Consider the following 25,872-nt stretch of genomic DNA (forward strand, 5'->3'; position numbering starts at 1 on the left):
TTCGCTTTCGTGAAGCTAATAATCGAGCGCTTTCCAACCCACAGGAAAGCCGCCATGAGCAGCCATTCACGCAGTAGACGCCTGACCGTTCCACAGTTGGTGGCCATGAAAGGCCAGCAGAAGATCGTTTCGCTGACGGCCTATAGCCGCTCGATGGCGCAGTTGATGGACCCCTTCGTCGACTTCGTGCTGATCGGCGACTCAACCGCCATGGTTGGCTATGGCCGGACCTCGACACTGGACATGAGCCTGGAAGAAATCATCGGCCACACCCGTGCGGTCGTCGCCAGCACACGGCTGGCCTGCGTGATTGCCGACATGCCGTTCGGCAGCTATCAGGAATCACCGCAACAGGCCTACCGCAATTGTGCCGAAGTCATGGCGCGGACCGGCTGCGACGCGCTCAAACTTGAAGGTGGCAAGGCCTTGGCCAGCACCGTCGAGTTTCTGGTGCAGCGTGGCATTCCGGTGATGGCGCACATTGGCCTGATGCCGCAGTACGTAAACGTCATGGGCGGTTTCAAGGCTCAGGGCCTGAACGAGGCGACTGCCACGGCCATCGAGGAAGATGCGCGCGCACACCTCGCGGCGGGGGCTTTCAGTCTGTTGCTGGAAGGTGTCGCCGAACCTCTTGCGCGGCGCATCAGCGACTTTTCAGCGATGCCGACCATTGGCATCGGCGCCTCACCGGCCTGCGACGGGCAAGTGCTGGTCACCGAAGATATCCTGGGACTCGGTGGCGAACATGTGCCGCGCTTCGTCAAACCCTATGCGGATGTCGGTGCCGTGATCAGCCAGGCATTCGAGCGTTTTGCCGACGAAGTGCGCAACGGCCAGTTTCCTCAGATGCAGCACTGCTATGGCGTCAGCTGACGTTCCTGATCAATGGCCTGGGCCAGCATTTTCACGGCCAAACCGATGTCCTTGCTCCAGTCCACGGTGTAGCTCAGGCGCAAGCAATCACGCCACAGCCCCTGCGCACTGAACAACTCGCCGGGCGCGATCACGATGCCTTTGACCAGCAGACGCTCGTACACCCGGCGCATATCCACCGGGTGTACGGACTGCGCCCAAAGCGTCGCGCCCCCGGCCGCTGCCATCACATTGAGCTGGTCGGCGGCATGCGCTCGAAGCAACCCGGTCATCTGCGTCATGCGCTCGCTCAGCAGACCTCGCACGACCTGAGTGTGCTGATCGACCCGTCGTGAACTGTACAACCGGGCGAGCGCTTTTTGCCGAATCGGCGAGAGACGAAATGCCCGGTCCAGGCACTGACGTTGCATTGCCACCTCTTGCCCACGCACCAGCACGTAGGCAAAGGGCGCTTCCGGGCCGATGACCTTATCGAAGGTGGAAAACACCACCAGCCTGTCGAGGTCGGCAAAATCCCGCAAACGCGACGGATCTGCGTGAAAACCGAACTCACCGTAGCTGTCGTTCTCGAAGAGCCAGACACCCCGCTCTCTTAGCCAATTGCACAGCTGCTGTTTGTCCGCAGCGGGCATCAGACTGCCATGGGGAATGCTCACGGCCGATGAGAACACTGCCAGCGCCACGTTTTCACGCTGTAATACACCGTGGACGAATTGCAGGTCCAACCGTCCATCCGCCTGCAGAGGCACCTCAATTACCCGAATGTTCGCCGCCTGCAACTGCCGCAGGATCACCCAGGAACACGGCGATTCGACCAGCGCCACCGTCCCGGACAATTGCAGTGCGGCCAGCGACATCTGCAACACACTGCGCACATCGGCACCGATGTACACCTGCTCGGGGCGCCAATAATGCTCGGTCGATCGGGTGTATCGCTCAGCCAGCGCGGTGCGCAACTCGATCTCGCCGAAAGGCTGATACAACGGCACCGCCGAGCGCGGGTATTGCCGCAAGAGCTCGCGTTCCATCATCAGCAGCGGATTTTCCAGCGACAGCAACATCGACGGTGCATCGCTGCACAGCGCAAGCATGCCGGGCTGACGCGCGCTGGCGTAGACATTGTCGAGCAGGTTGGTTGACGGTAGCGGCTGTACGAAGGATGTCGGCGCGTAGAAGTAACCGAGCTTGGGTCGCGAATAAACTCGCCCCTCGTCTTCGAGCAAGGCATACGCATATTTGGTGGTGGACACGGAGACGTTCAGGCGCAAGGCCAACTGTCGCAGTGACGGCAGTTTCATCTCGCCATCCGCTGCGCTTGAGTCGATCAGCTCGACCAGGTAGCGATACACGGCCTGATAGGCAAAAGTGCTGTCCTTGTTCAATCGCAGTCATTCCTTGAGGGAGGCACGGCGCAGCATCCTCCCATGACGGACCCGACGCAATCGCTCCAAAGAGCAAAACAGCGCCGCATAAAAATCTCGATTGATTTACTGTTGGCACCTATCCAGACGGGCCTGCCAGGCCCTGAAGACCACAATAAACATAAAAATTCGAGGTTCTCTCGTGGCCGCTGAAATCGACGATAGCCGCTATGCCCGCTTTGCCCTTCGTTGCTCGAGCTTTGCCGAGCGCTGGTTTCCCGACTCCTGGGTGTTCGCCGCCCTTGCGGTGATCATCGTGGCCGTGGCCACGATGGTCATGGGCGCCAAACCTACCGACGCTGCCATGGCCTTCGGTGACGGGTTCTGGAGTCTTATCCCGTTCACCATGCAGATGGCGTTTGTGGTGATTGGCGGGTACGTGGTCGCCAGTTCGCCACCCGCAGTGAAACTGATCGACCGACTGGCGCGCATCCCGAAAAACGGCCGCTCCGCCGTGGCCTGGGTGGCGCTGATTTCCATGGTGGCCTCGTTGCTCAACTGGGGCTTGTCGCTGGTGTTTGGCGGTCTGCTCGTGCGCGCCCTCGCCCGCCGCACCGATCTGAAAATGGACTACCGCGCCGCCGGTGCTGCTGCCTATCTGGGCCTTGGCGCGGTGTGGGCTCTGGGTCTGTCGTCATCCGCTGCGCAATTGCAGGCCAACCCGGCCAGCCTGCCGCCCTCGATCCTGTCGATCACCGGCGTTATTCCCTTTACCCAGACAATTTTTCTCTGGCAGTCCGGCGTGCTGTTGCTGGCGTTGATCATTGTTTCGCTGATCATTGCCTACGCCACTGCCCCCGGCCCGAACACCGCCCGTGACGCGAAAGCGTGCGGCATCGACCCGAGTTTCAATCTGCCCCCTCTGCAACCACGCACACGCCCCGGTGAATGGCTGGAGCACAGCCCGTTACTGACGATTCTACTGGCGCTGCTGGCTGCGGGGTGGCTGTTCCATGAGTTTTCGACCAAACCGGCGATCAGCGCGATTTCCGGCTTGAACACCTATAACTTCCTGTTCCTGATGCTCGGAGCCTTGCTGCATTGGCGGCCCCGCAGTTTCCTCGACGCGGTCGCGCGGGCGGTGCCGACCACTACTGGCGTGCTGATCCAGTTTCCGTTATACGGCTCGATCGCCGCGCTGATGACCACTGTCAAAGGCGCAGACGCCCAGACCCTGGCCCATCACATTTCAACCTTCTTCGTCAGTATCGCGTCCCACGACACCTACGCGCTGTTGATGGGCGTGTACTCGGCGATCCTGGGGTTCTTCATTCCTTCCGGCGGCGGTAAGTGGATCATCGAAGCGCCGTACGTCATGCAGGTGGCCACCGACCTTAACTACCATTTGGGCTGGGCCGTGCAGATCTACAACGCCGCCGAGGCGCTGCCGAACCTCATCAATCCGTTCTACATGCTGCCGCTATTGGGTGTGTTGGGGCTGAAGGCTCGGGATTTGATCGGGTTCTCGTTCGTGCAACTGCTCGTGCACACGCCGATCGTGCTGTTTCTGCTGTGGGCGCTGGGGACGACGCTGGTGTATACGGCCCCGGTCATGCCGTAACGCCTCTGATTGCACCTGCTGTAAGGCGGGTGCAGTCACAATGAAAGTGCAATTAGCATTACCGCGTAAGCCAAGGCTGACGCGGGAAATGGCCTATTTCCTCTGTCATTTGTGTCAGTAGACCGTTTGATTGTTTTGCTAAAGACTTGAGACGTACCCACGTGCAGCAGGGCTGACAAGGAGTCAGCAGGTGGCAGTCGCGGCACTCAACAGACAAGGAATGTTATGAGAACGCTCGCCGAGCATGGATTGGCCCCGCCATCACACGCAGGTATCTACCCCTTCGTGGAATTGCCACTTCGACTTGGATTCCCGTCCAGAAACGACTTTGAAATCATCCACTGCGCAGAGGGATCAGCCGTGGCTGTCGCAGCCTTACGGGAGTTTCCACGCATCACTCGCATCTGTCGGGTCTCGGGGCAGCTTCTACCCTACCGCTCGCGGCACACTCGACAGCTGGCTGCGGGCATTCATATCTATGACCCGCGCTTCTGTGGTTTGCTGAGCCATTCCTGCGACCCTAACGTCTTTCTCGACATGAGCGAGCTGTGGTTATGGGCACTCAAGGACCTCAAGAAAGGTGATCGACTGACGATGGACTTCGCCGCGACGGAAGACCGGTTGCAGCGGCAGTTTGCCTGCCGCTGCGCGAGTCCCGAATGCCGTGGCTGGATCACCGGTTACGATGAATCACCGAACGACAATGGCCGAGAGTTCCTTCAACACTGGCGTCGAAGAACGCTCGAGTGAGGCCGTTACTGCGCCTCGATCGGACGTAGGCGGTATTGCGGCGGCAACTGCTCGAACCCGCTGATGGTCGCGTTCAGGCTTTTCCAGCGGCCGTCCTTAATGCCGTAAATGCAACCGTGGATCGACAGTTTCTGTCCGCGGTGCCAGGCGTTTTGCACAATGCTGGTGTGACCTACGTTCGCCACTTGCTGAATGACGTTGAGTTCACAGAGACGGTCGACCCGTTCTTCCTCGGTCGGCAACTTGGCCAGTTCTTCGCGCTTTTCGTAGTAAAGGTCGCGAATCGAGCGCAACCAGCCATCGATCAGTCCCAACTGGCGGTCCTGCATCGAGGCACGCACGCCGCCGCAGCCATAGTGGCCAGTGACGAGGATGTGCTTGACCTTGAGCACGTCCACTGCGTATTGAATCACCGACAGGCAGTTGAGGTCGGTGTGCAGCACGACGTTGGCGACGTTGCGGTGGACGAACAGGTCGCCTGGCAGCATGCCAACGATCTCGTTCGCCGGTACGCGGGCGTCGGAACAACCGATCCACAGGTACTCCGGAGTTTGCTGACGGGCCAGCTTGGCGAAGAAGTCAGGATCTTCTTTGGTGATCGCGTCAGCCCAGCGCTCGTTGTTATTAATCAGATCTTGTAATTCGTTCATGCAATGAAGCCTCGAGAATGATGCGCTTCTATGACAGACAACCCTCCGTCGGGGTCACGCGCGAGATGCAGATTGCCGGTGTTGCACGCCGGCGGAATTCTCATGAGCCCTGTGGGTCCACCTAGTAAGGCCCACAGTATGAGGAATTACCATGACTGATTCACGACGTCCGTTCGATGCGGTACAGCCAGAACCCATCGATGATAACGAAGACCGCATGGGTTCGATGCATGAGCTGGATTTTGACGACGAAGAACCCAGTGCAAAGATTGGCGAAGAAATTCCGGAAAACGAGCGTGAGCAACTGATGCCCCGCGAGCGCGTGCGCGAAGCCGGCATGACCGGGGCTTCCACCGATGATCACGAATCCACTGACGATGACATGAGCCCTGAGACGTTGATTCGTGAGGACGGTGCCCGTGATGCTCGGGAAGCGGGCGAAGGAGGTCAGGCAGATTGGGATTTGAGCATTGTCGATGAAGACGACATTGGCGGTGGTAACGGTCTGGATGAAGCCGAGCTGGCGAAGCGCGATCCGCTGGATGGGAATCGCTGATCGACTAGTCCAGATTCCCCTGTAGGAGCTGCCGAAGGCTGCGATCTTTTGATCTTAAGAGGTCGCGACTCAGGAAGATCAAAAGATCGCAGCCTTCGGCAGCTCCTACGGGGCTTTGTTCAATCGACCAACGTGCAGGCCATGACTACCGCATCCTCGCGCCCGCCCACCGCCGGGTAATAATCCCGACGACGACCAATCTCGTTAAATCCATAGCGCTCATACAGCCGAAATGCCGAACGATTGCTATCGCGCACTTCCAGGAAACACTCCCGCGCCTCAGCCTTGTAGGCAATCGACATGAGATGCTCCAGCAGCGTCAACCCCAGGCCTCTTCCCTGATTTTCCGGTTTGACGGTGATGTTCAGCAGATGCGATTCATCGAGGATGATCTGCACCACGCCGTGCCCCACTTGCTGCTGGCCTTCGAACATCAGCCAGATCTGGTACTTGCCCAGCCCGTCCAGAAAAATCCCGCGGGTCCAGGGATGGCTATACGCCGCGTATTCGATTTTCAGGACAGCGTCCATGTCCGCTTCAACCATCGGGCGGAACGTTACAGCGTCACTCATTTGATTCTTTCCAACGCGCCATCAGCCGACGCATGGCTTGCCAGACATCAGCCTTACGCTGTGGCTCTTCCATTAAAAGTTCCAGGCCCGGCAGGGCCCAGACCGAGCCCAGGCCCTCGACCTGGAGTTCACGGTTGAAGGATTCGGCATTCGCCTCGCCGGCGAAACGCACTGCCGGCAAGCCAATCAACCACACACACACGCAAGGTGCGTCTTCCAGTCGGGCCGAGAGAAATCCTTGTACAAAATCGCGAGCCGCTTCGGGCCCCTGGTCCATGGTGCCACGCACCAACAACGGCCAACGCACCGGCTCGCCGACGATTTGCGGGCTGTCCGGCAGGCCGGCGGCACGCAACATGTCCTTGAGCAACAGGTACGCGGGGTCACGGGTTTGAAACGTTTCGCCTGTGGGTAACTCGACCAGCAACAGGCAACGACCGGCGCGCAGCAACTGCAGGGCGAACCGCGGTGGCGGCACGACGGGCGCCCTGGTGGCGGCAGGCACCTCCTCTTCTTCGACCTTCGCATTTGTGCGAGTGCTAGCCAACGAAGGCCGCGGCACCTCGATTTTTACCCGTTCGGCGGGCTTTATCGTGGGTTCTGCCGGCGCTTCCACCACGGGCGCCTGAACAATCGGGGCCGCGACCAAAGGTTCAGGCAGCTCCAACAGCTCGGGCCGCGAAGGCGCAGCAAAGGGCAATTCGGTGCGCGGCAGCCAGTTGACCACCTGCATGGCGGTCAAGTAAGCGCGGCGACGAGACTCGATTAGCAAAGGTCGGCCACTTGTGGATAACTGAGAGTGCGGTGATTCTACCGCCCTTCGTCCAAGATCGCCCGTTGTTGATCGACAGAAAGCCGACTGTCCGTCTTGAGAGTGAATCGCAACCAACGTGATGCAGTACAATCGCTGCTTTTATTCGCCAACCAGCCGGCCATTCCGATGATCGAACCCAAGCGCGTCTTGCGCGCCCTCGCTGAACACTGGGCACTTCTGGAGCCACTGTGCGAGCACTTCGACCAAGGCACCTTGAGCCTCAACGAACTGCGCACACAACTGGGCGCCCAGCAACTTGACAGTACGCCGCAGGACATCACCAGCCTGCTGGATGTGTGGATCCGTCTCGACATTCTGGTTCCCGTGGCAAAAAGCCCGAACCGGTTCGAACTCAACGCGCAGATTCACGACTTCCTCGCGTACCTGCGTCGTGAGCACCGTCTGGGCCTGTGCCTGGAGATCGAAGCCTATCTGCGGCACCTCGAGCGCCTCGCCGGTTACATCCAGGATGCCTTCGACATTCGTGACGGCAGCGACCTGGCGCGCCAGTTGCGCCTGCTCGACATGCGTGTACGAGATGTATTGAAGAAACTCGCCAACGACGAACAGGCCCTGGTGGCCGTTGCCGAACGCGCCAAGACCAGCGACCGGCAGATCCCGCTGCGGCAGCGTTACGCCGAAGTGCTGGCGACGTGGGACGAATACGTCGAGCCGATGATCCAGTTGGTGAACGCCGATGGCGCCTTCGAACAAGGCGTGCGCAAGGTCGAAAATGTTTTGCTGAGAATGCTCTCCGAGCAGCAACGCATCGGTCACCTGGTCGATGACGACATGCTGCTGCGCACCCACGCACGTATCCTGGAAATGCAGACCAGTGCCCAGCTGACATTGCGTCATGCTCGCGAACTGCTGTTGCCACTGCGTGAGGAAGCCCGCCGCCACAACGCCGTGACCCGTGGCGCGGCGCTGGCCCTCGCGGCCATCCGACGTAAAGGCATCGATGCAGTGCCGCAAGCGGCCATGCCGATGTTCACCCGCCCGCAAAGCACCTTCCTCGGCAGCGCCAGTCAGGTCGAAGCGTACGTCTATGCGCTGGCCCGATTCGAGCCGAAACCGGCGCGTTTCCCCAAGGCCCACAAGACCCAGAAAGGCGAAGCGCCACGCGCGCCACGCACGGTTCGGGAAATGCTCGAGCGCTGCGAAGATGCGCTGCCGATGCCGGACCTGATGACCTGGTTGCTGGAGCAGGAACCGGACGGCGCCACCGACGAACTGCTGTATTGGTTCTCGCGCCTGTCGCGGGAAAAACGCTTCACACGTGAGCGCCTGGAGCGCCGCGATTACCACACTCATGAGCACCAGGTCAGCCTGCGCTCCTTCGCCCTGCTCTCGGCCCGCGATACCGCCGCCGAGGATTCTGCGAGCACCCCACATGCATCTTGATTTATCCGAACTGTCTCAATTGGCGCCGATCTTCCGCGAGCTGTTCAAGGGCTATCACGTCAGCCGCCGCGACCCGGAACTGTATGCGCAATTATCGAATTTCCAGGATCAGTACCGCACGCTGTTCAAGGCGCTGGGGTTTGAACTGGTCTGCGACACCCGTGGTTTCTATTACTTCGTGCCGGACCTCGCCGCGGCGGCAGTGAACAAGACTGCGCAACGACTGGCGTTGTTCACTTTTATCCTCGTCGAGCATCTGGCCGATCAGGGGCGCGACCCGGTTGCCGTGCTGGATGGCGGCAGCCTCGGCCGCGATGAATTGCCCTCGTTGCTGGAAAAGTACCGCGACCTGTTTATCCAGGCGGAAGTGCAAACCGCCGAAGAACTCGAAGAAAAAATCATGCGCCGCATGACCCAACTCGGTTTTGCCGGCGAAGAAAACGGCATCTACCGTTTCCTGCCGCCGATGCACCGCTTCCTCGATGTCTGCCTGTCGGTCCAGCAAGACCGTGATCTGGCGGCCAGCCTGCACAGCGTGCTGCCATTGCCGGTTCCGGTATTGATCGATGACGACAGCGACGAAAAGCTATTGGAAACTGATGACCCGCTGGACTTGAGTGACTTCGCGGAAGACAGCGAAGAAGACGCGCTGGCCCGTGCCATTGCCGAAGAACAGGAGACCGACGCATGAGCAAGGAACGCTACGGCATTCGCCGCTTTGCCCTTTTGAACACCGCCGGTTATAGCCTCGGCCTGTTCCCGCTGGAAGAACCGCTGTCGGTTTACGGCGCGAACAACCTTGGTAAGTCGGCCTCGATCAACGCCTTGCAGTTCCCGATCCTGGCGCGCATGTCGGACATGAGTTTCGGCAAGTACAGCCTCGAACAGTCCCGCCGTTTCTACTTCGCGTCGGACACCAGTTACATCCTGGTTGAGGTTTCGCTGCCTCATGGGCCACACGTGATCGGTGTCGTCGGTCGCGGCCCGGGCGGTGGTTTCGGTCATCAGTTCTTCGCCTACGCCGGCAAACTGGATCTGGCCCACTATCAGAAAAATGACACCTGCCTGCGTCAGAAAGAACTGTTCACCAACCTTGAGCGCGAAGGCCTCAAAGCCTACGAGCTCAAGCCCGATGAACTGCGGCGTTTGCTCGTCGGCGGTCACACCTCGATTCCGCTGGACCTGACGCTGATCCCGTTGCGTTCCACCAGCGAGCAAAGCCTGAAGACTTTCCGCGCTCTGTTTATCAACCTGCTGCACATGCGCGAAATCACGGCAGCCAAGCTCAAGCAACTCTTCCTCGATGCCTTCGAACACAGCTTGCGTTCGGGCAGTGTCGATTACATCGCGGCGTGCGAAGAAGCGTTCCGCGATGTACGACGCATGGAGCAGGACTACAACTCGCTGGTCACAGCCGGCCCGCTGGTTGAAGCGCTCGCCGCCGGCGTTACCCAGCGCAATATCCTGCGCGGCAAATTGCACCGGATCTCACCGCTGCTCGACTCACTGCTGGGCACCTGGGCGGACTACGCCGGTGCACGCAAGGAAGAGCTGACGATTCAGGCCGAACACTACCGCAATGAACAGGATGCGCTGCAAAACGATCAGCGTGGCGGCACACAGGAGCTGATGCGCCTGGAGCGGGAAATTACTGGCATCCAGCGCTGGCTCGGCGAACTGTCAGTGCTCAAGCATCGCTTTGCTTTGGTTGATGACGTCAAAGTCCTGGAGCAGCAGTTGCTGGCAGCCAAGGATGCGCACGATGAGCTGGCCGGTGCGCTGGCCCAATCGCGGCAGTTCAGTGCCGAAGACCTTGAAGAGCGGCTGCGCGACCTGGAAAAACGCCTGAAGTCGGTCAAGCAGCAGCTGGATCACGCTGACAACAACAGCTATGCCCGACTGCGCGAAGAGTTCTCGCAGCAGGACGTCGAACGCCTGATGCGCTTGTTCAACAGCGCATTGTTCAGCTTGCCGTTGGGTGAGCATGGCATCGCGCTGGATGAAGACGGTCAGTGGGTCAAATCCATGGAGCTGATTCTTGATGGCTTCAAGGGCGAGCGCTTTGAAGTGCCGGGGCTTTCCATCGACCTGTCGCACATCGAACCGCCAGCCCTGCAGGCGCTGGCCGATCGCGCCGCATTGCGGGACCAGAAAGAGCGTCTGGATAAAGAACTCAAGCAACTCAAGACGCAGCAAGCCGTCGCGGCCGACCGCGCGGCCAGCAAGACCCAGACCGAAGCGTTGTACCAGCAAGTGCTGGATGCGCAGAAAGCCCTGGAAGATTTCCGTCGCGCACAAACCTTGAGTGCCGAAGAAGGTGACAAGCTTGAGCAACTGGCGCAGATGGAAGCGGCGCAGGACGAGCTGAAACGCTCTAGCGATGCGTTTACCGAACGCGTCCAGCAACTGTCGGCCAAGCTGCAACTGGTTGGTCGGCAGATTGGTGACATGGAAGCCAAGCAACGCACCCTCGACGACGCCCTGCGCCGCCGTCAGTTGTTGCCGGCAGATCTGCCGTTCGGTACGCCATTCATGGACCCGATCGACGATTCCATGGACAACCTGCTGCCGCTGCTCAATGACTATCAGGACAGCTGGCAGGGCTTGCAGCGCAGCGATGGCCAGATCGAGGCGCTTTACGCTCAGGTCCGTCTGAAGGGCGTGGCCAAGTTCGACAGCGAAGACGATATGGAGCGTCGCCTGCAGCTACTGATCAACGCGTACGCGCATCGCACTGATGAAGCGCTGACCCTCGGCAAGGCTCGCCGTGCGGCCGTGACAGATATCGCCCGGACCCTGCGCAATATCCGCAGCGACTACGACAGCCTTGAGCACCAACTGGCGCTGTTCAACCGCGAGATCAATAAGCGTCAGGTCTCCAACCTGCAGAGCTTCCGCATCGTGCTCGCGCCGAACAAGGAAGCGCTCAAGCACATTGATCAGATTATCCACAGTGCTGGCCAGTACGAAGAAGGCGAAACGCTTTCCGTCTTCGACCTGAGCCAAAGTGCCGATCAGGACAACAAGAACGAAGAGGCCAAGGAATACCTGGCACGTCTGGTAGCGGCGAATCATAACCAGTTGGGTCTGAAGGACTTGTTTGAACTTGCCTTCGAGATCACCAAGGTCAATGGTCAACCGGTGATTCACACCGACATCGACGGGGCCGCGTCCAATGGCACGACCATGACCATCAAAGCGCTGACCAACATGTACTTGTTGCTGCACTTGATGGACCGTGACCAGGCCGGTCGCGTGCGCTTGCCTTACTACCTCGATGAAGCTGCTGACATCGACGAGAAGAACCAGGCAGCACTGCTTGAAACCAGTCTGCAACTGGGCTTCGTGCCGATTCTGGCGAGCGTCAAGCCTCAGGTCTGCGCCAGTGTGGCGATTGACCTTGAAGGTGGTAGCGGGCCGAACGGAATCTATATCGATGAAGCGGACTGGAAGTACATCCGTCGTCACGATGAAGTGAAGGCTATCGTTAGCGTTGAAGCGGATGAGCCTGAGCTGGATGCAGTCTGATTTGCGTTAATCGATGGGCGTAAAAAAGGCCGCGATCCAATGGATCGCGGCCTTTTTTGTCGGGCTTATTTGCCGAGGGGGATTTTTGGCGCCCAGGTCAGCCATTCGTCTTCGAATTTATCGAACATCGGGAACGTCTGCTCCGGACGTGCAGGATTACCCATGCGATCGCCGTCCGGTGTTGCGAACGCGATGCCGCCCTGGATCAGCGTTTCCAGAGATTCGGTACGCATGGTCGCGCCTTTGAACAGGCCATAGTCGAAACCGAATCCACTGGAGTTCCAGAAGCGAGTACCGCTACGCACCAGGGGCGCGTATTTCGGTTCGATCAGGATATGTATCAGGACGCGATCAGCCGTCTGCCCCAGTTCATAACTTGTCACTTTGCCTACGGTCACTTCGCGATAGGTCACCGGGACGCCGGTTTTCAGCGAGCCACGACGAGCCGCGCTGAGCACTAGACTCAACCCTGGTTCCTGCTTCACCGCTTCTGGCGGGTTGGCCAAAGCTACAAAGTTTTTCTGTGGGCCCAGGTTTTTCAGCGCTGGCTGTACTTCGATGTATTGACCGGTCACGAGGGTTTCGAGGTTGGACGTCTTGATCAAACCCAACTCCGGTTTGACTACCCAGAACTGACTGCCAGCTCGAGCGATTCGCTCCGGCACTTCCGTAATACGGGCGGTGAGCATGACGGACTGGAGGTCATCGGTCAGATCAACGTCTTCAATCTTGCCGACATCCAAACCTTTGAAACGGACCGGAGTACCGCTGCGCAAACCATCGGCGCGATCCACCTTAATGGTCACTACTGTGCCTTTCTGATTGGCTTCGTCATGGTTGGCGAACAGACGGAACCGTGGAATACGCTTCTGCAACGGCGCTTTGGCTTCCGGGGTTTCGAAAGCGATGCCGCCTGCCATCAGGCTTTGCAGGGATTCGCTTTTCACCTGAATGCCACCGGTCAATCCGCCTGTGAGCGTAATACCGCTGGCGTTCCAGAACCGTGTAGAGGCGTTAACCAAGCCTTCGTACTCTTTCTCGATGTGTACACCGATCACCAATTGCTTTTTGGTTTTAGAGAACTGATAGCTTTGGACGGAACCTACCTTGACCTGTTTGTAGAGAATCGGGCTGCCGACTTCCAGCGACCCCAGGTTCTCGGTAAATAACACCAGATGCAGACCCGGTGAACGCAAGTCCAGAGGGGGGGCCTTGGGTCGTGCTACGAACTCTCGTTGCGGCGCGGCACCTTTGTCACCGGGACGGATGGCAATGTAGTTTCCCTTCACGAGAGCTTCTAGCCCGGTGATGCCAGCGAGCGAGATCGAGGGTTTGACGACCCAGAACTGCGTGCCGTCGACGAGATAGTCTTCGGCCAATGGGTCCAAAGTGAGTTCTGCAGTGGCAGCAGTCAGGTCCGGATCGACCTTGAGCGCCTTCAGATTGCCAACCTGAATTCCTTTGTACATAACCGGCGTACGACCTGCCTGCAGACCTTCAAAATCACTGAGTTTGACCTTGATGCGGATACCAGCCGCAGCCGCGTCGAAGTCTTCGTAGAGACGGAACGGCAAACTTGGATCAGTAGGTGGGCTGTCCTTGCGATTTTCTGGTGTGGCGAACGCGATACCACCCGCGACAATGCTGGCGAGGGATTCGCTGCGCACTTTTACGCCGGACAGATTCGCGTCGATGCTGATGCCGCTGGCATTCCAGAAACGTGTGTGTTTGCGCACCAGATTGGCATAAGTGGGTTCGATGAATACTTTGAGCTCAACGGTGCTTTGGTCCTCGGACAGCAGGTAGCTTTTGACCTGGCCGACCTTGATCTGTTTATAGAACACGGGGCTGCCGCGGTTCAGCGAGCCGAGGCGATCAGCCTTGATTGTCAGGTGCAGACCAGGCTTGGCGTCGGATAATGGCGGTTCCTCAGCCAGTGCCTTGAACTTGCGAGTGGGCTCGCCCTCACCGGGACTGACAGCGATATAGTTGCCCGAAACCAGGGTTTCAAGACCGGTGATACCGGCCAGGGTCACGCTCGGTTTGACCAGCCAGAAACGAGTGCTGGTGCGCAGATACTGCTCTACGTCCTTGTTCATCTCCACGGTGGCCACCACACCTTTGGAAGAGCCTTCGTCATCGAGTTTCAGGGTTTTGACCTTACCGACCGACATCCCTTTGTAGACGACTTCGGTCTTGTTGGCCTGGATGCCTTCACCACTTTCAAAGCGCACCTGAATTTCGATTCCGGTCTCGTTGTAGGCCCGCCATCCAAGCCAGCCGCCGATGATCAGAGCGATCAGGGGCAATACCCAAATAGCAGACCAGTTCGAGGCCGGTCGGGTTTTCGCTGTAGGCAAATCAGTCATGGTCGTCGTCCGACTCCGTGTTATCCCAAATCAGTCGGGGATCGAAAGTTACTGCGGCAAGCATCGTCAGAATCACCACACTGGCGAAGGCGATGGCGCCAAGATTGGCTTCAATGCTGGCAAGCCGTCCGAAATTGACCACTGCCACGAGGATGGCAATCACAAAGATATCCAGCATCGACCATCGGCCGATGAACTCGATAAAGCGGTACATCACAATGCGCTGCCGGGCCGAAAGAGGCTGGCGCCTTTGTACGGAAAACAGCAGTAGCGCGATGCCCACCAGTTTGAATGTCGGTACCAGAATGCTGGCGATAAAAACCACCGCCGCAATGGGAATCATGCCGTGCTGAACTAACTGGATGACACCCGACATGATGGTGCTCGGGTCACCTTGACCAAGCGAGTTGACAGTCATGATCGGCAACATGTTGGCCGGTATGTAGAGAATCGCGGCCGTGATCAGCAACGCCCAGGTACGTACCAGGCTGTTCGGGCGACGGGCATGTACCAGCGCACCGCAACGGGTGCAAAACTGCTCGTCAGCTTCCTGCTTATTCAATTCATGGCATTCAATGCAAATCAGAATGCCCGCATCAATCGCCCGCATGAGCATCTTCTCCCGATAACGCCTGCCAGATCTGATGAGGCGACATGACAACCTCCAAACAGACCTGGACCAACAACAAACTGATAAAGCACGCCAGGCCAAGGCCCACGCTAATGGCTGCCATATCTGCCAGTTTTACAATCGCCACCAGTACGCCCATCAGGTAGACCTCAAGCATTCCCCAATCTCGCAAATGGTGATAAATGCGGTAGAGCAACAAACCGTAATTTCGACCTATATCGAAGCGGATACTCAATAGCACGGCCAATTGGCAGAGTAACTTGGCCAGTGGAATTCCCATGCTGCAGAGGAAAACCACGACAGCTACACCTTGCATGCCGGTATCAAACAGGCCGACAACCCCACTCCAGACCGTGTCATGGGACGACTGCCCGAGTAAGTTGAGCTCCATGATGGGTAGAAAGTTCGCAGGGATATAAAGCAGCAGGGCGGCAATGACCAAGGCGAGGCTTCGTTGCACGACATTATGACGATTGGCATAGAGTTCGTAACCGCAGCGAGGGCACAACGCTTTCTCGCCATGCGCGAGTGCTGGCTTGCGCATCAGTAAGTCGCACTCATGACACGCCACCAAGTCGTCCAGTGGTAATTCTGACAGCCCAGGGGCGTCAACCGGATCTGGCATAAAAGGCTCTGACTCCGAAAAAGTTGGGCCTATTCTAGTGTTCTTATTCGAAAATAACTGTGCAAATTTGTGCCCAGCCTTTCTCGGTACTTTTCTGGAGGCAAAACAAAACCCCTGTTCGCGTTAGCAAACAGGGGTTTCGGAATTTAATCTTGACGATGACCTACTCTCACATGGGGAAACCCCACACTACCATCGGCGATGCATCGTTTCACTGCTGAGTTCGGGATGGGATCAGGTGGTTCCAACGCTCTATGGTCGTCAAGAAATTCGGGTACCAAATCGTGGCCGGGTGGCCGCGCTTCAGCAAATTGGGTATGTGACAGCTTTCGGTGTTTGCAAGGTCTCGAACTTTCGGTTCGTTTCGTCTTCACACACCGCAATCTGATGCTTCTACTTGTTTCCAAGTCAGGAGTAGTCAAATTGCTTGGGTGTTATATGGTCAAGCCTCACGGGCAATTAGTATTGGTTAGCTCAACGCCTCACAGCGCTTACACACCCAACCTATCAACGTCGTAGTCTTCGACGGCCCTTCAGGGGACTCAAGGTCCCAGTGAGATCTCATCTTGAGGCTAGTTTCCCGCTTAGATGCTTTCAGCGGTTATCTATTCCGAACATAGCTACCCGGCAATGCCACTGGCGTGACAACCGGAACACCAGAGGTTCGTCCACTCCGGTCCTCTCGTACTAGGAGCAGCCCCTCTCAAATCTCAAACGTCCACGGCAGATAGGGACCGAACTGTCTCACGACGTTCTAAACCCAGCTCGCGTACCACTTTAAATGGCGAACAGCCATACCCTTGGGACCGGCTTCAGCCCCAGGATGTGATGAGCCGACATCGAGGTGCCAAACACCGCCGTCGATATGAACTCTTGGGCGGTATCAGCCTGTTATCCCCGGAGTACCTTTTATCCGTTGAGCGATGGCCCTTCCATACAGAACCACCGGATCACTAAGACCTACTTTCGTACCTGCTCGACGTGTCTGTCTCGCAGTCAAGCGCGCTTTTGCCTTTATACTCTACGACCGATTTCCGACCGGTCTGAGCGCACCTTCGTACTCCTCCGTTACTCTTTAGGAGGAGACCGCCCCAGTCAAACTACCCACCATACACTGTCCTCGATCCGGATAACGGACCTGAGTTAGAACCTCAAAGTTGCCAGGGTGGTATTTCAAGGTTGGCTCCACGCGAACTGGCGTCCACGCTTCAAAGCCTCCCACCTATCCTACACAAGCAAATTCAAAGTCCAGTGCAAAGCTATAGTAAAGGTTCACGGGGTCTTTCCGTCTAGCCGCGGATACACTGCATCTTCACAGCGATTTCAATTTCACTGAGTCTCGGGTGGAGACAGCGCCGCCATCGTTACGCCATTCGTGCAGGTCGGAACTTACCCGACAAGGAATTTCGCTACCTTAGGACCGTTATAGTTACGGCCGCCGTTTACCGGGGCTTCGATCAAGAGCTTCGCGTTAGCTAACCCCATCAATTAACCTTCCGGCACCGGGCAGGCGTCACACCCTATACGTCCACTTTCGTGTTTGCAGAGTGCTGTGTTTTTAATAAACAGTCGCAGCGGCCTGGTATCTTCGACCGGCATGAGCTTACGGAGCAAGTCCTTCACCCTCACCGGCGCACCTTCTCCCGAAGTTACGGTGCCATTTTGCCTAGTTCCTTCACCCGAGTTCTCTCAAGCGCCTTGGTATTCTCTACCCAACCACCTGTGTCGGTTTGGGGTACGGTTCCTGGTTACCTGAAGCTTAGAAGCTTTTCTTGGAAGCATGGCATCAACCACTTCGTGTTCTAAAAGAACACTCGTCATCAGCTCTCGGCCTTAGAATCCCGGATTTACCTAAGATTCCAGCCTACCACCTTAAACTTGGACAACCAACGCCAAGCTGGCCTAGCCTTCTCCGTCCCTCCATCGCAATAACCAGAAGTACAGGAATATTAACCTGTTTTCCATCGACTACGCTTTTCAGCCTCGCCTTAGGGACCGACTAACCCTGCGTCGATTAACGTTGCGCAGGAAACCTTGGTCTTTCGGCGTGGGTGTTTTTCACACCCATTGTCGTTACTCATGTCAGCATTCGCACTTCTGATACCTCCAGCAAGCTTCTCAACTCACCTTCACAGGCTTACAGAACGCTCCTCTACCGCATCACCTAAGTGATACCCGTAGCTTCGGTGTATGGTTTGAGCCCCGTTACATCTTCCGCGCAGGCCGACTCGACTAGTGAGCTATTACGCTTTCTTTAAAGGGTGGCTGCTTCTAAGCCAACCTCCTAGCTGTCTAAGCCTTCCCACATCGTTTCCCACTTAACCATAACTTTGGGACCTTAGCTGACGGTCTGGGTTGTTTCCCTTTTCACGACGGACGTTAGCACCCGCCGTGTGTCTCCCATGCTCGGCACTTGTAGGTATTCGGAGTTTGCATCGGTTTGGTAAGTCGGGATGACCCCCTAGCCGAAACAGTGCTCTACCCCCTACAGTGATACATGAGGCGCTACCTAAATAGCTTTCGAGGAGAACCAGCTATCTCCGAGCTTGATTAGCCTTTCACTCCGATCCACAGGTCATCCGCTAACTTTTCAACGGTAGTCGGTTCGGTCCTCCAGTTAGTGTTACCCAACCTTCAACCTGCCCATGGATAGATCGCCCGGTTTCGGGTCTATTCCCAGCGACTAGACGCCCTATTAAGACTCGCTTTCGCTACGCCTCCCCTATTCGGTTAAGCTCGCCACTGAAAATAAGTCGCTGACCCATTATACAAAAGGTACGCAGTCACCCAACAAAGTGGGCTCCCACTGCTTGTACGCATACGGTTTCAGGATCTATTTCACTCCCCTCTCCGGGGTTCTTTTCGCCTTTCCCTCACGGTACTAGTTCACTATCGGTCAGTCAGTAGTATTTAGCCTTGGAGGATGGTCCCCCCATATTCAGACAAAGTTTCTCGTGCTCCGTCCTACTCGATTTCATGACTAAGAGATTTTCGCGTACAGGGCTATCACCCACTATGGCCGTACTTTCCAGAACGTTCCGCTAATCTCAAAGCCACTTAAGGGCTAGTCCCCGTTCGCTCGCCACTACTAAGGGAATCTCGGTTGATTTCTTTTCCTCAGGGTACTTAGATGTTTCAGTTCCCCTGGTTCGCTTCTTAAGCCTATGTATTCAGCTTAAGATACCTAACTTATGTTAGGTGGGTTCCCCCATTCAGACATCTCCGGATCAAAGTCTGTTTGCCGACTCCCCGAAGCTTTTCGCAGGCTACCACGTCTTTCATCGCCTCTGACTGCCAAGGCATCCACCGTATGCGCTTCTTCACTTGACCATATAACCCCAAGCAATCTGGTTATACTGTGAAGACGACATTCGCCGAAAATTCGATAATACTCAATTAAGAGCAACTCACAAATTTTACCTTAGCCTGATCCGTTACCAGTGAAAGTAACGTCCAGTCTATCTTTCTATCACATACCCAAATTTTTAAAGAACGAACTAGTCAAAGACTAGAAATCAACATTCACCATCGTACAATGGAATGCTCATTTCTAAGCTTTACACAATCAGAAGCAGTTAGTGGTGGAGCCAAACGGGATCGAACCGTTGACCTCCTGCGTGCAAGGCAGGCGCTCTCCCAGCTGAGCTATGGCCCCGTATTTCTACAGGCGTTTCCCACACAAAATTGGTGGGTCTGGGCAGATTCGAACTGCCGACCTCACCCTTATCAGGGGTGCGCTCTAACCAACTGAGCTACAGACCCAATTTCGGGCTGCTTCTTTTCGTCTTCTTCAATGAATCAAGCAATTCGTGTGGGAACTTATGGAGCAGCTGATGTCGTCGATTAAGGAGGTGATCCAGCCGCAGGTTCCCCTACGGCTACCTTGTTACGACTTCACCCCAGTCATGAATCACACCGTGGTAACCGTCCTCCCGAAGGTTAGACTAGCTACTTCTGGTGCAACCCACTCCCATGGTGTGACGGGCGGTGTGTACAAGGCCCGGGAACGTATTCACCGCGACATTCTGATTCGCGATTACTAGCGATTCCGACTTCACGCAGTCGAGTTGCAGACTGCGATCCGGACTACGATCGGTTTTCTGGGATTAGCTCCACCTCGCGGCTTGGCAACCCTCTGTACCGACCATTGTAGCACGTGTGTAGCCCAGGCCGTAAGGGCCATGATGACTTGACGTCATCCCCACCTTCCTCCGGTTTGTCACCGGCAGTCTCCTTAGAGTGCCCACCATTACGTGCTGGTAACTAAGGACAAGGGTTGCGCTCGTTACGGGACTTAACCCAACATCTCACGACACGAGCTGACGACAGCCATGCAGCACCTGTCTCAATGTTCCCGAAGGCACCAATCCATCTCTGGAAAGTTCATTGGATGTCAAGGCCTGGTAAGGTTCTTCGCGTTGCTTCGAATTAAACCACATGCTCCACCGCTTGTGCGGGCCCCCGTCAATTCATTTGAGTTTTAACCTTGCGGCCGTACTCCCCAGGCGGTCAACTTAATGCGTTAGCTGCGCCACTAAGAGCTCAAGGCTCCCAACGGCTAGTTGACATCGTTTACGGCGTGGACTACCAGGGTATCTAATCCTGTTTGCTCCCCACGCTTTCGCACCTCAGTGTCAGTATCAGTCCAGGTGGTCGCCTTCGCCACTGGTGTTCCTTCCTATATCTACGCATTTCACCGCTACACAGGAAATTCCACCACCCTCTACCATACTCTAGCTCGACAGTTTTGAATGCAGTTCCCAGGTTGAGCCCGGGGATTTCACATCCAACTTAACGAACCACCTACGCGCGCTTTACGCCCAGTAATTCCGATTAACGCTTGCACCCTCTGTATTACCGCGGCTGCTGGCACAGAGTTAGCCGGTGCTTATTCTGTCGGTAACGTCAAAACACTAACGTATTAGGTTAATGCCCTTCCTCCCAACTTAAAGTGCTTTACAATCCGAAGACCTTCTTCACACACGCGGCATGGCTGGATCAGGCTTTCGCCCATTGTCCAATATTCCCCACTGCTGCCTCCCGTAGGAGTCTGGACCGTGTCTCAGTTCCAGTGTGACTGATCATCCTCTCAGACCAGTTACGGATCGTCGCCTTGGTGAGCCATTACCTCACCAACTAGCTAATCCGACCTAGGCTCATCTGATAGCGCAAGGCCCGAAGGTCCCCTGCTTTCTCCCGTAGGACGTATGCGGTATTAGCGTCCGTTTCCGAGCGTTATCCCCCACTACCAGGCAGATTCCTAGGCATTACTCACCCGTCCGCCGCTCTCAAGAGAAGCAAGCTTCTCTCTACCGCTCGACTTGCATGTGTTAGGCCTGCCGCCAGCGTTCAATCTGAGCCATGATCAAACTCTTCAGTTCAAACATCTTTGGGTTTTTAAGAAACCCTAAACTTGGCTCAGCAATCGTTGGTTACATCTTTGATTTCTCGCGGAGTAACTTGTGATGCTGATAATCTTGTTGACTATCAGTCTGACTCCACAAGCACCCACACGAATTGCTTGATTCAGTTGTTAAAGAGCGGTTGGTTAAGATCTTTCGTCTCAACCGAGGCGCGCATTCTACAGCAGCCTCTGTTGCTGTCAAGCGGTTATTTTCAGAAGTTTTCAAAGTTTCCTTTGTAACTTCAACCACTTGCGCTTTCGATCTCTCGTTAGCGGGAGGCGAATTCTACAGCGTTACTCGCTGCTGTCAACACCTCTTTTTCAACTCCTTTCGCGCTTCGATGACCTGAAGCAACTCACTGCCGAAAACTGCGTAACTCTTTGTTTACCAAGGAGTTTTCCGTTTCGACTGCGCCGGAAGTGGGGCGAATTATAGACATCCTGAATCTGCCGTCAACCCTTAATTACGCCTTTCGTGCAGAAGATCCCTTTTTATTGATTAATCGTGGAATTCGGCGGTTTACGGAGGGGATTCGCAGCACTAATAACAGTACACCTATAGAGGCGTAGATAACCCACTCCTTCAAGTCTGCGCGCACAATCCACAGCATATGCAGCAAGCCAAGCCCGAGGATCACATAAACCAGGCGATGCAGTTTCTTCCATCGCCCCCCCAAACGGCGCTGACTGAATCGATTAGAGGTCACTGCCAACACCAGCAAACCGACAAAACCCAGCACCCCGACAATAATGTAAGGCCGCTTGCGCAATTCGACACCCAGCTGCGACCAATCGAACCCGAGGATAAAAGCGGTATAGCCGCTCAGATGCAGCACCACATATGCAAAACACCAAAGACCCAGTTGACGCCGCACAGCCACCCACCCCGCCCAACCGGTAAGCTTCTGCAAAGGCGTCATGCTCAACGTAATCAGGAGCAGCACCAGAGTTCCCAGCCCCAAGCGATCGACCAACACCTTCCCGGGATCAGGACCCAGTAAATCCTCCCAAGCCTGATACAGCCAAAGCAGGGGCAACATCGTCACAGCGATGAAAACCCCGATACGCCAGAACGGATAACGCATCAGTAATTTTTCCGCAGATCGAGCCCTGCATATAAGGACGCGACTTCATCCGCATAGCCGTTAAACATTTGGGTGTCGCGCACATTGGGCTTGAACAGACCACTGGGCAATCTGCGTTCGCGCGCCTGGGTCCAGCGAGGATGATCGACTTCAGGATTCACATTCGCATAGAAGCCATACTCATCGGCAGCGATACTCTGCCAGGTCGTTTTCGGCTGCTCACTCACCAGACTGATACGCACGATGGATTTGACGCTCTTGAACCCGTACTTCCAGGGCACCACCAAACGCAGCGGCGCACCGTTCTGATTCGGCAACTCTCGCCCATACATGCCCACCGCAAGAATCGCCAACGGATTCATCGCCTCATCCAGGCGCAGCCCTTCTATATAAGGCCAGTCGATCAACGCAAAACCGGAACGCTGGCCGGGCATGCTCTTGGGGTCCTGCAAGGTTTCGAAGCGAATGTATTTAGCGCTGGAGGTTGGCTCGACTTCTTTAAGTAACGCCGAAATAGGGAATCCGATCCAGGGAATGACCATCGACCAGGCCTCCACACAGCGGAGTCGGTAAATCCGCTCCTCTAACTGGTAGGGTTTCATGAAATCTTCCAGTGCATACCGCCCCGGCTTACCCACCTCCCCGTCCACCACTACGCTCCACGGCTCGGTCTTCAACGCACCGGCATTCGCCGCCGGATCACCTTTATCGGTACCAAATTCATAGAAGTTGTTGTAGTGGGTCGCGTCCTTGAATGGGGTGATGGCCTCATCCCTGACGTTCACCGCCCCCCATTTTGTAGAAGGCAGCTTGTCGGCAAACCAGGAAGGCGCAGTTCCTGGCTCGACGTCGGCATAACGCGCAGCCTCATCAGCAGCAGCCCAACGAGGAAAACTGCTAACGGCCAAGCCGGCCACGGCAGCACCGAGCACATTACGACGGGAAAGATAGAGGGGTTCAGGCGTAACGTCAGACTCAGAGCAGTCGGACGCTTTAGGGACTTTGATCAGCATGGCTACTCCGCAGTATTGGAGAACAGATACACCAATAGACTGCGGAGTATGAGGGATGTTACGCGTTCTTGTGCCGGCGAAGTCTTAAGAGATATTGCACCGGACCGGAGGCAGCATAAGCAAGGAAAACCAGCAGCAAAATGCGCGGCGGATCACTGAACACAACAGCAAATACCAGGACCACAGCCAGGATCGCCACAAAAGGGACGCGCCCTTTCAGATCCAGCTCCTTGAAGCTGTTGTACTTGATATTGCTGACCATCAGCATACCGGCAGCGGCAACCATCAATGCCACCAGGAAAGACATCTTGGAGCCCTGGATGCCGTAATCGCTGAAGGCCCAGACAATACCAGCGACTACACCCGCAGCAGCCGGACTGGCCAGACCGATGAAGTAGCGCTTATCCGCAGTGCCAACCTGAGTATTGAAGCGTGCCAAGCGCAAGGCAGCGCCAGCTACATAGATGAAGGCAACCATCCAGCCAACCTTGCCCATGTCGCCCAACGCCCAGCCAAACGCCAGCAATGCCGGCGCAACACCAAAGGCAACCATGTCCGACAAAGAATCGTACTCGGCACCGAAAGCGCTTTGTGTATTGGTCATGCGAGCAACACGGCCATCAAGCCCGTCGAGGACCATGGCGACAAAGATCGCGATCGCAGCGAAAGCAAAATACTTGCTCGCATTGACTGAATCACCGGCACTCAATGCCGCCTGGGCGCTCATCGAATTGATGATGGAATAAAACCCTGCGAACAAATTCGCAGTGGTGAACAGATTCGGCAGAAGATAGATACCACGATGCCGGACTTTACGACCTTCAGCGTCATGCCCTTCTTCGATATGTTCATCGATGGGCAGCAGGCTTTCGGCGTCAGAAGCCTGGTTTGGCTCTTCGGGACGTTCGCTCATGGACATTACCTTGCAACAGGGTGGAAAGTTTCGACAAGTGTCTGGGACGACGGTTCGACCACAAACGATGCAGCTTTATACCAGAACCGGCCTCCCAAACGAAAAAACGCGGCCTAGGCCGCGTTTTCCGTTCAACCGTGCGACTTAGTTTTTGGCTTTGTCGACGATCTTGTTGGCACCGATCCACGGCATCATGGAGCGCAGTTGCTCACCGATGATTTCGATACCGTGAGCGGCGTTGTTACGACGCTTGGCGGTCATCGAAGGATAGCCGGTTGCGCCTTCGCTGATGAACATCTTGGCGTATTCGCCGTCCTGAATACGTTTCAGAGCGTTGCGCATGGCCTGACGGGATTCGGCGTTGATTACTTCCGGACCCGTTACGTACTCGCCGTACTCAGCGTTGTTGGAGATCGAGTAGTTCATGTTGGCGATACCGCCTTCGTACATGAGGTCAACGATCAGTTTCAGTTCGTGCAGGCATTCGAAGTAGGCCATTTCCGGCGCGTAGCCAGCTTCAACCAGGGTTTCGAAACCGGCTTTTACCAGTTCAACGGTACCGCCGCAAAGAACGGCTTGTTCGCCGAACAGGTCGGTTTCGGTCTCGTCCTTGAAAGTGGTTTCGATGATGCCGGTACGGCCGCCACCAACGCCAGCAGCGTAGGACAGCGCAACGTTCTTGGCGTTGCCGGAAGCATCCTGATAGATAGCGATCAGGTCAGGGATACCGCCGCCCTTGACGAACTCGGAACGCACGGTGTGACCCGGTGCTTTTGGCGCGATCATGATCACGTCGAGGTCGGCACGCGGAACCACCTGGTTGTAGTGAATCGCGAAACCGTGGGAGAAGGCCAGGGTGGCGCCCTTCTTGATGTTCGGCTCGATTTCATTCTTGTACAGAGCGGACTGGAACTCGTCCGGGGTCAGGATCATGACCAGGTCGGCAGCAGCAACAGCCGAAGCAACGTCGGTCACTTTCAAGCCGTGGGCTTCTGCTTTGGCAACGGTAGCCGAACCTTTACGCAGGCCAACGGTAACGTCAACGCCGGAGTCTTTCAGGTTGCACGCTTGAGCGTGACCCTGGGAGCCGTAACCAATGATGGCAACTTTCTTGCCCTGGATGATCGACAGGTCGCAGTCTTTTTCGTAATAAACTTTCATGAAATTCCCCTATATATCCAGGCCGTTCAGGCCATTCACTAATTTGGTTTAGATGCTGAGTACTTTGTCGCCGCGAGCAATCCCGGTCACGCCACTGCGGACGGTTTCCAGAATCGAGGCAGTGCCAATGGACTGAATGAAGCTGTCGAGCTTGTCGCTGGTACCGGTCAGTTGAACGGTATACACGCTGGCGCTGACATCGACGATCTGCCCACGATAAATATCGGTAGTGCGCTTGATCTCGGCGCGCTGGGCACCGGTGGCCTTGACCTTGACCAGCATCAGTTCGCGCTCGATGTGAGCACTCTCCGACAGGTCGACCAATTTGACCACTTCGATCAACTTGTTCAGGTTTTTGGTGATCTGCTCGATCACTTCATCGTGACCAACCGTGGTCAACGTCAGACGCGACAGTGTCGGGTCTTCGGTCGGTGCCACCGTCAGGCTTTCGATGTTGTAGTTGCGCTGCGAGAACAGGCCGACTACACGAGACAGAGCGCCAGGTTCGTTTTCCAGAAGCAAGGAAATAATGTGCCGCATGA

19 protein-coding genes, 2 tRNA genes and 3 rRNA genes are annotated in these 25,872 nt (G+C 56.2%); 7 read left to right on the forward strand and 17 right to left on the reverse strand.

Features of this window, described 5'->3' with window-relative positions:
• The first annotated feature begins 54 nt into the window (after positions 1-54).
• A complete protein-coding gene (gene panB / locus ACA063_RS24700) occupies positions 55-873 on the forward strand; it encodes a 3-methyl-2-oxobutanoate hydroxymethyltransferase (RefSeq protein WP_497663719.1) in 819 nt (272 codons plus the stop codon).
• Here panB and ACA063_RS24705 read toward each other — a convergent pair.
• Entirely contained in the window at positions 858-2,255 is a 1,398-nt protein-coding gene (locus ACA063_RS24705; RefSeq protein ID WP_497663720.1) for an aminotransferase-like domain-containing protein, read from the reverse strand. The genes panB and ACA063_RS24705 overlap by 16 nt on opposite strands.
• A gap of 181 nt (positions 2,256-2,436) precedes the next feature.
• Here ACA063_RS24705 and ACA063_RS24710 point away from each other — a divergent pair, with 181 nt between their 5' ends.
• On the forward strand, positions 2,437-3,855 hold the full coding sequence (locus tag ACA063_RS24710) for a short-chain fatty acid transporter (protein ID WP_497663721.1): 1,419 nt from the start codon (positions 2,437-2,439) through the stop codon (positions 3,853-3,855).
• Positions 3,856-4,080: 225 nt separating this feature from the next.
• On the forward strand, positions 4,081-4,605 hold the full coding sequence (locus ACA063_RS24715) for an SET domain-containing protein (protein ID WP_497663722.1): 525 nt from the start codon (positions 4,081-4,083) through the stop codon (positions 4,603-4,605).
• Positions 4,606-4,610: 5 nt separating this feature from the next.
• Here the strand turns inward: ACA063_RS24715 and can are convergent, their stop codons facing one another.
• Positions 4,611-5,255 (reverse strand): carbonate dehydratase, encoded by a 645-nt coding sequence (can, locus tag ACA063_RS24720; protein ID WP_162439705.1) that lies wholly within the window; start codon positions 5,253-5,255, stop codon positions 4,611-4,613.
• 151 nt (positions 5,256-5,406) lie between these two features.
• Here can and ACA063_RS24725 point away from each other — a divergent pair, with 151 nt between their 5' ends.
• Positions 5,407-5,811 carry a serine kinase/phosphatase gene (locus ACA063_RS24725; RefSeq protein ID WP_497663723.1) on the forward strand — a complete coding sequence of 135 codons (405 nt, stop codon included), beginning with the start codon at positions 5,407-5,409 and terminating at the stop codon, positions 5,809-5,811.
• A 119-nt stretch (positions 5,812-5,930) separates the two neighbouring features.
• Here ACA063_RS24725 and rimI read toward each other — a convergent pair whose 3' ends face one another.
• Positions 5,931-6,383, reverse strand: a complete 453-nt coding sequence (gene rimI, locus ACA063_RS24730) for a ribosomal protein S18-alanine N-acetyltransferase (protein WP_497663724.1) — start codon at positions 6,381-6,383, stop codon at positions 5,931-5,933.
• Positions 6,376-7,116, reverse strand: a complete 741-nt coding sequence (locus tag ACA063_RS24735; RefSeq protein ID WP_497666586.1) for an energy transducer TonB — start codon at positions 7,114-7,116, stop codon at positions 6,376-6,378. The genes rimI and ACA063_RS24735 overlap by 8 nt, the downstream gene beginning before the upstream one ends.
• Positions 7,117-7,323: 207 nt before the next feature.
• Here ACA063_RS24735 and mksB point away from each other — a divergent pair, with 207 nt between their 5' ends.
• The 3 genes from mksB to mksF are packed head-to-tail and all read left to right on the forward strand — an operon-like array spanning position 7,324 to position 12,129.
• Positions 7,324-8,601 (forward strand): Mks condensin complex protein MksB, encoded by a 1,278-nt coding sequence (mksB, locus tag ACA063_RS24740; RefSeq protein WP_162439708.1) that lies wholly within the window; start codon positions 7,324-7,326, stop codon positions 8,599-8,601.
• On the forward strand, positions 8,591-9,292 hold the full coding sequence (gene mksE, locus ACA063_RS24745) for an Mks condensin complex protein MksE (protein WP_497663725.1): 702 nt from the start codon (positions 8,591-8,593) through the stop codon (positions 9,290-9,292). Before mksB ends, mksE begins: the two co-directional genes overlap by 11 nt.
• Positions 9,289-12,129 (forward strand): Mks condensin complex protein MksF, encoded by a 2,841-nt coding sequence (gene mksF, locus ACA063_RS24750; protein WP_497663726.1) that lies wholly within the window; start codon positions 9,289-9,291, stop codon positions 12,127-12,129. Before mksE ends, mksF begins: the two co-directional genes overlap by 4 nt.
• Positions 12,130-12,194: 65 nt before the next feature.
• On the opposite strand, the gene ACA063_RS24755 is transcribed toward mksF, so the two are convergent.
• The 13 genes from ACA063_RS24755 to ilvN form a co-directional block, all read right to left on the reverse strand.
• Positions 12,195-14,498 (reverse strand): PqiB family protein, encoded by a 2,304-nt coding sequence (locus ACA063_RS24755; protein WP_497663727.1) that lies wholly within the window; start codon positions 14,496-14,498, stop codon positions 12,195-12,197.
• Positions 14,491-15,108: a paraquat-inducible protein A gene (locus tag ACA063_RS24760; protein ID WP_497663728.1), complete on the reverse strand. Its 618-nt coding sequence runs from the start codon at positions 15,106-15,108 to the stop codon at positions 14,491-14,493. The genes ACA063_RS24755 and ACA063_RS24760 overlap by 8 nt, the downstream gene beginning before the upstream one ends.
• Positions 15,095-15,754 carry a paraquat-inducible protein A gene (locus ACA063_RS24765; RefSeq protein WP_497663729.1) on the reverse strand — a complete coding sequence of 220 codons (660 nt, stop codon included), beginning with the start codon at positions 15,752-15,754 and terminating at the stop codon, positions 15,095-15,097. Before ACA063_RS24765 ends, ACA063_RS24760 begins: the two co-directional genes overlap by 14 nt.
• A gap of 150 nt (positions 15,755-15,904) precedes the next feature.
• Positions 15,905-16,020, reverse strand: a 5S ribosomal RNA gene (rrf, locus tag ACA063_RS24770).
• Positions 16,021-16,192: 172 nt separating this feature from the next.
• Positions 16,193-19,084: ribosomal RNA gene (locus ACA063_RS24775) — 23S ribosomal RNA — on the reverse strand.
• Between the two features lie 249 nt (positions 19,085-19,333).
• A tRNA-Ala gene (locus ACA063_RS24780) sits at positions 19,334-19,409 on the reverse strand.
• Positions 19,410-19,439: 30 nt separating this feature from the next.
• Positions 19,440-19,516: transfer RNA gene (locus tag ACA063_RS24785), tRNA-Ile, on the reverse strand.
• Positions 19,517-19,598: 82 nt separating this feature from the next.
• Positions 19,599-21,135: ribosomal RNA gene (locus ACA063_RS24790) — 16S ribosomal RNA — on the reverse strand.
• The 16S, 23S and 5S rRNA genes sit together here with 2 tRNA genes alongside, the layout of an rRNA operon.
• Positions 21,136-21,622: 487 nt before the next feature.
• Entirely contained in the window at positions 21,623-22,243 is a 621-nt protein-coding gene (msrQ, locus tag ACA063_RS24795) for a protein-methionine-sulfoxide reductase heme-binding subunit MsrQ (RefSeq protein ID WP_497663730.1), read from the reverse strand.
• Positions 22,243-23,256, reverse strand: a complete 1,014-nt coding sequence (msrP, locus tag ACA063_RS24800; protein ID WP_497663731.1) for a protein-methionine-sulfoxide reductase catalytic subunit MsrP — start codon at positions 23,254-23,256, stop codon at positions 22,243-22,245. The genes msrQ and msrP overlap by 1 nt, the downstream gene beginning before the upstream one ends.
• 58 nt (positions 23,257-23,314) lie before the next feature.
• A complete protein-coding gene (pssA, locus tag ACA063_RS24805; protein ID WP_162437840.1) occupies positions 23,315-24,169 on the reverse strand; it encodes a CDP-diacylglycerol--serine O-phosphatidyltransferase in 855 nt (284 codons plus the stop codon).
• Between the two features lie 144 nt (positions 24,170-24,313).
• Positions 24,314-25,330, reverse strand: coding sequence for a ketol-acid reductoisomerase (ilvC, locus tag ACA063_RS24810; protein WP_007948647.1), 1,017 nt, complete (start codon positions 25,328-25,330; stop codon positions 24,314-24,316).
• Between the two features lie 48 nt (positions 25,331-25,378).
• Positions 25,379-25,870 (reverse strand): acetolactate synthase small subunit, encoded by a 492-nt coding sequence (gene ilvN, locus ACA063_RS24815; protein ID WP_003176102.1) that lies wholly within the window; start codon positions 25,868-25,870, stop codon positions 25,379-25,381.
• Positions 25,871-25,872: the final 2 nt, after the last annotated feature.

Source organism: Pseudomonas sp. LBUM1643 (assembly GCF_059716215.1).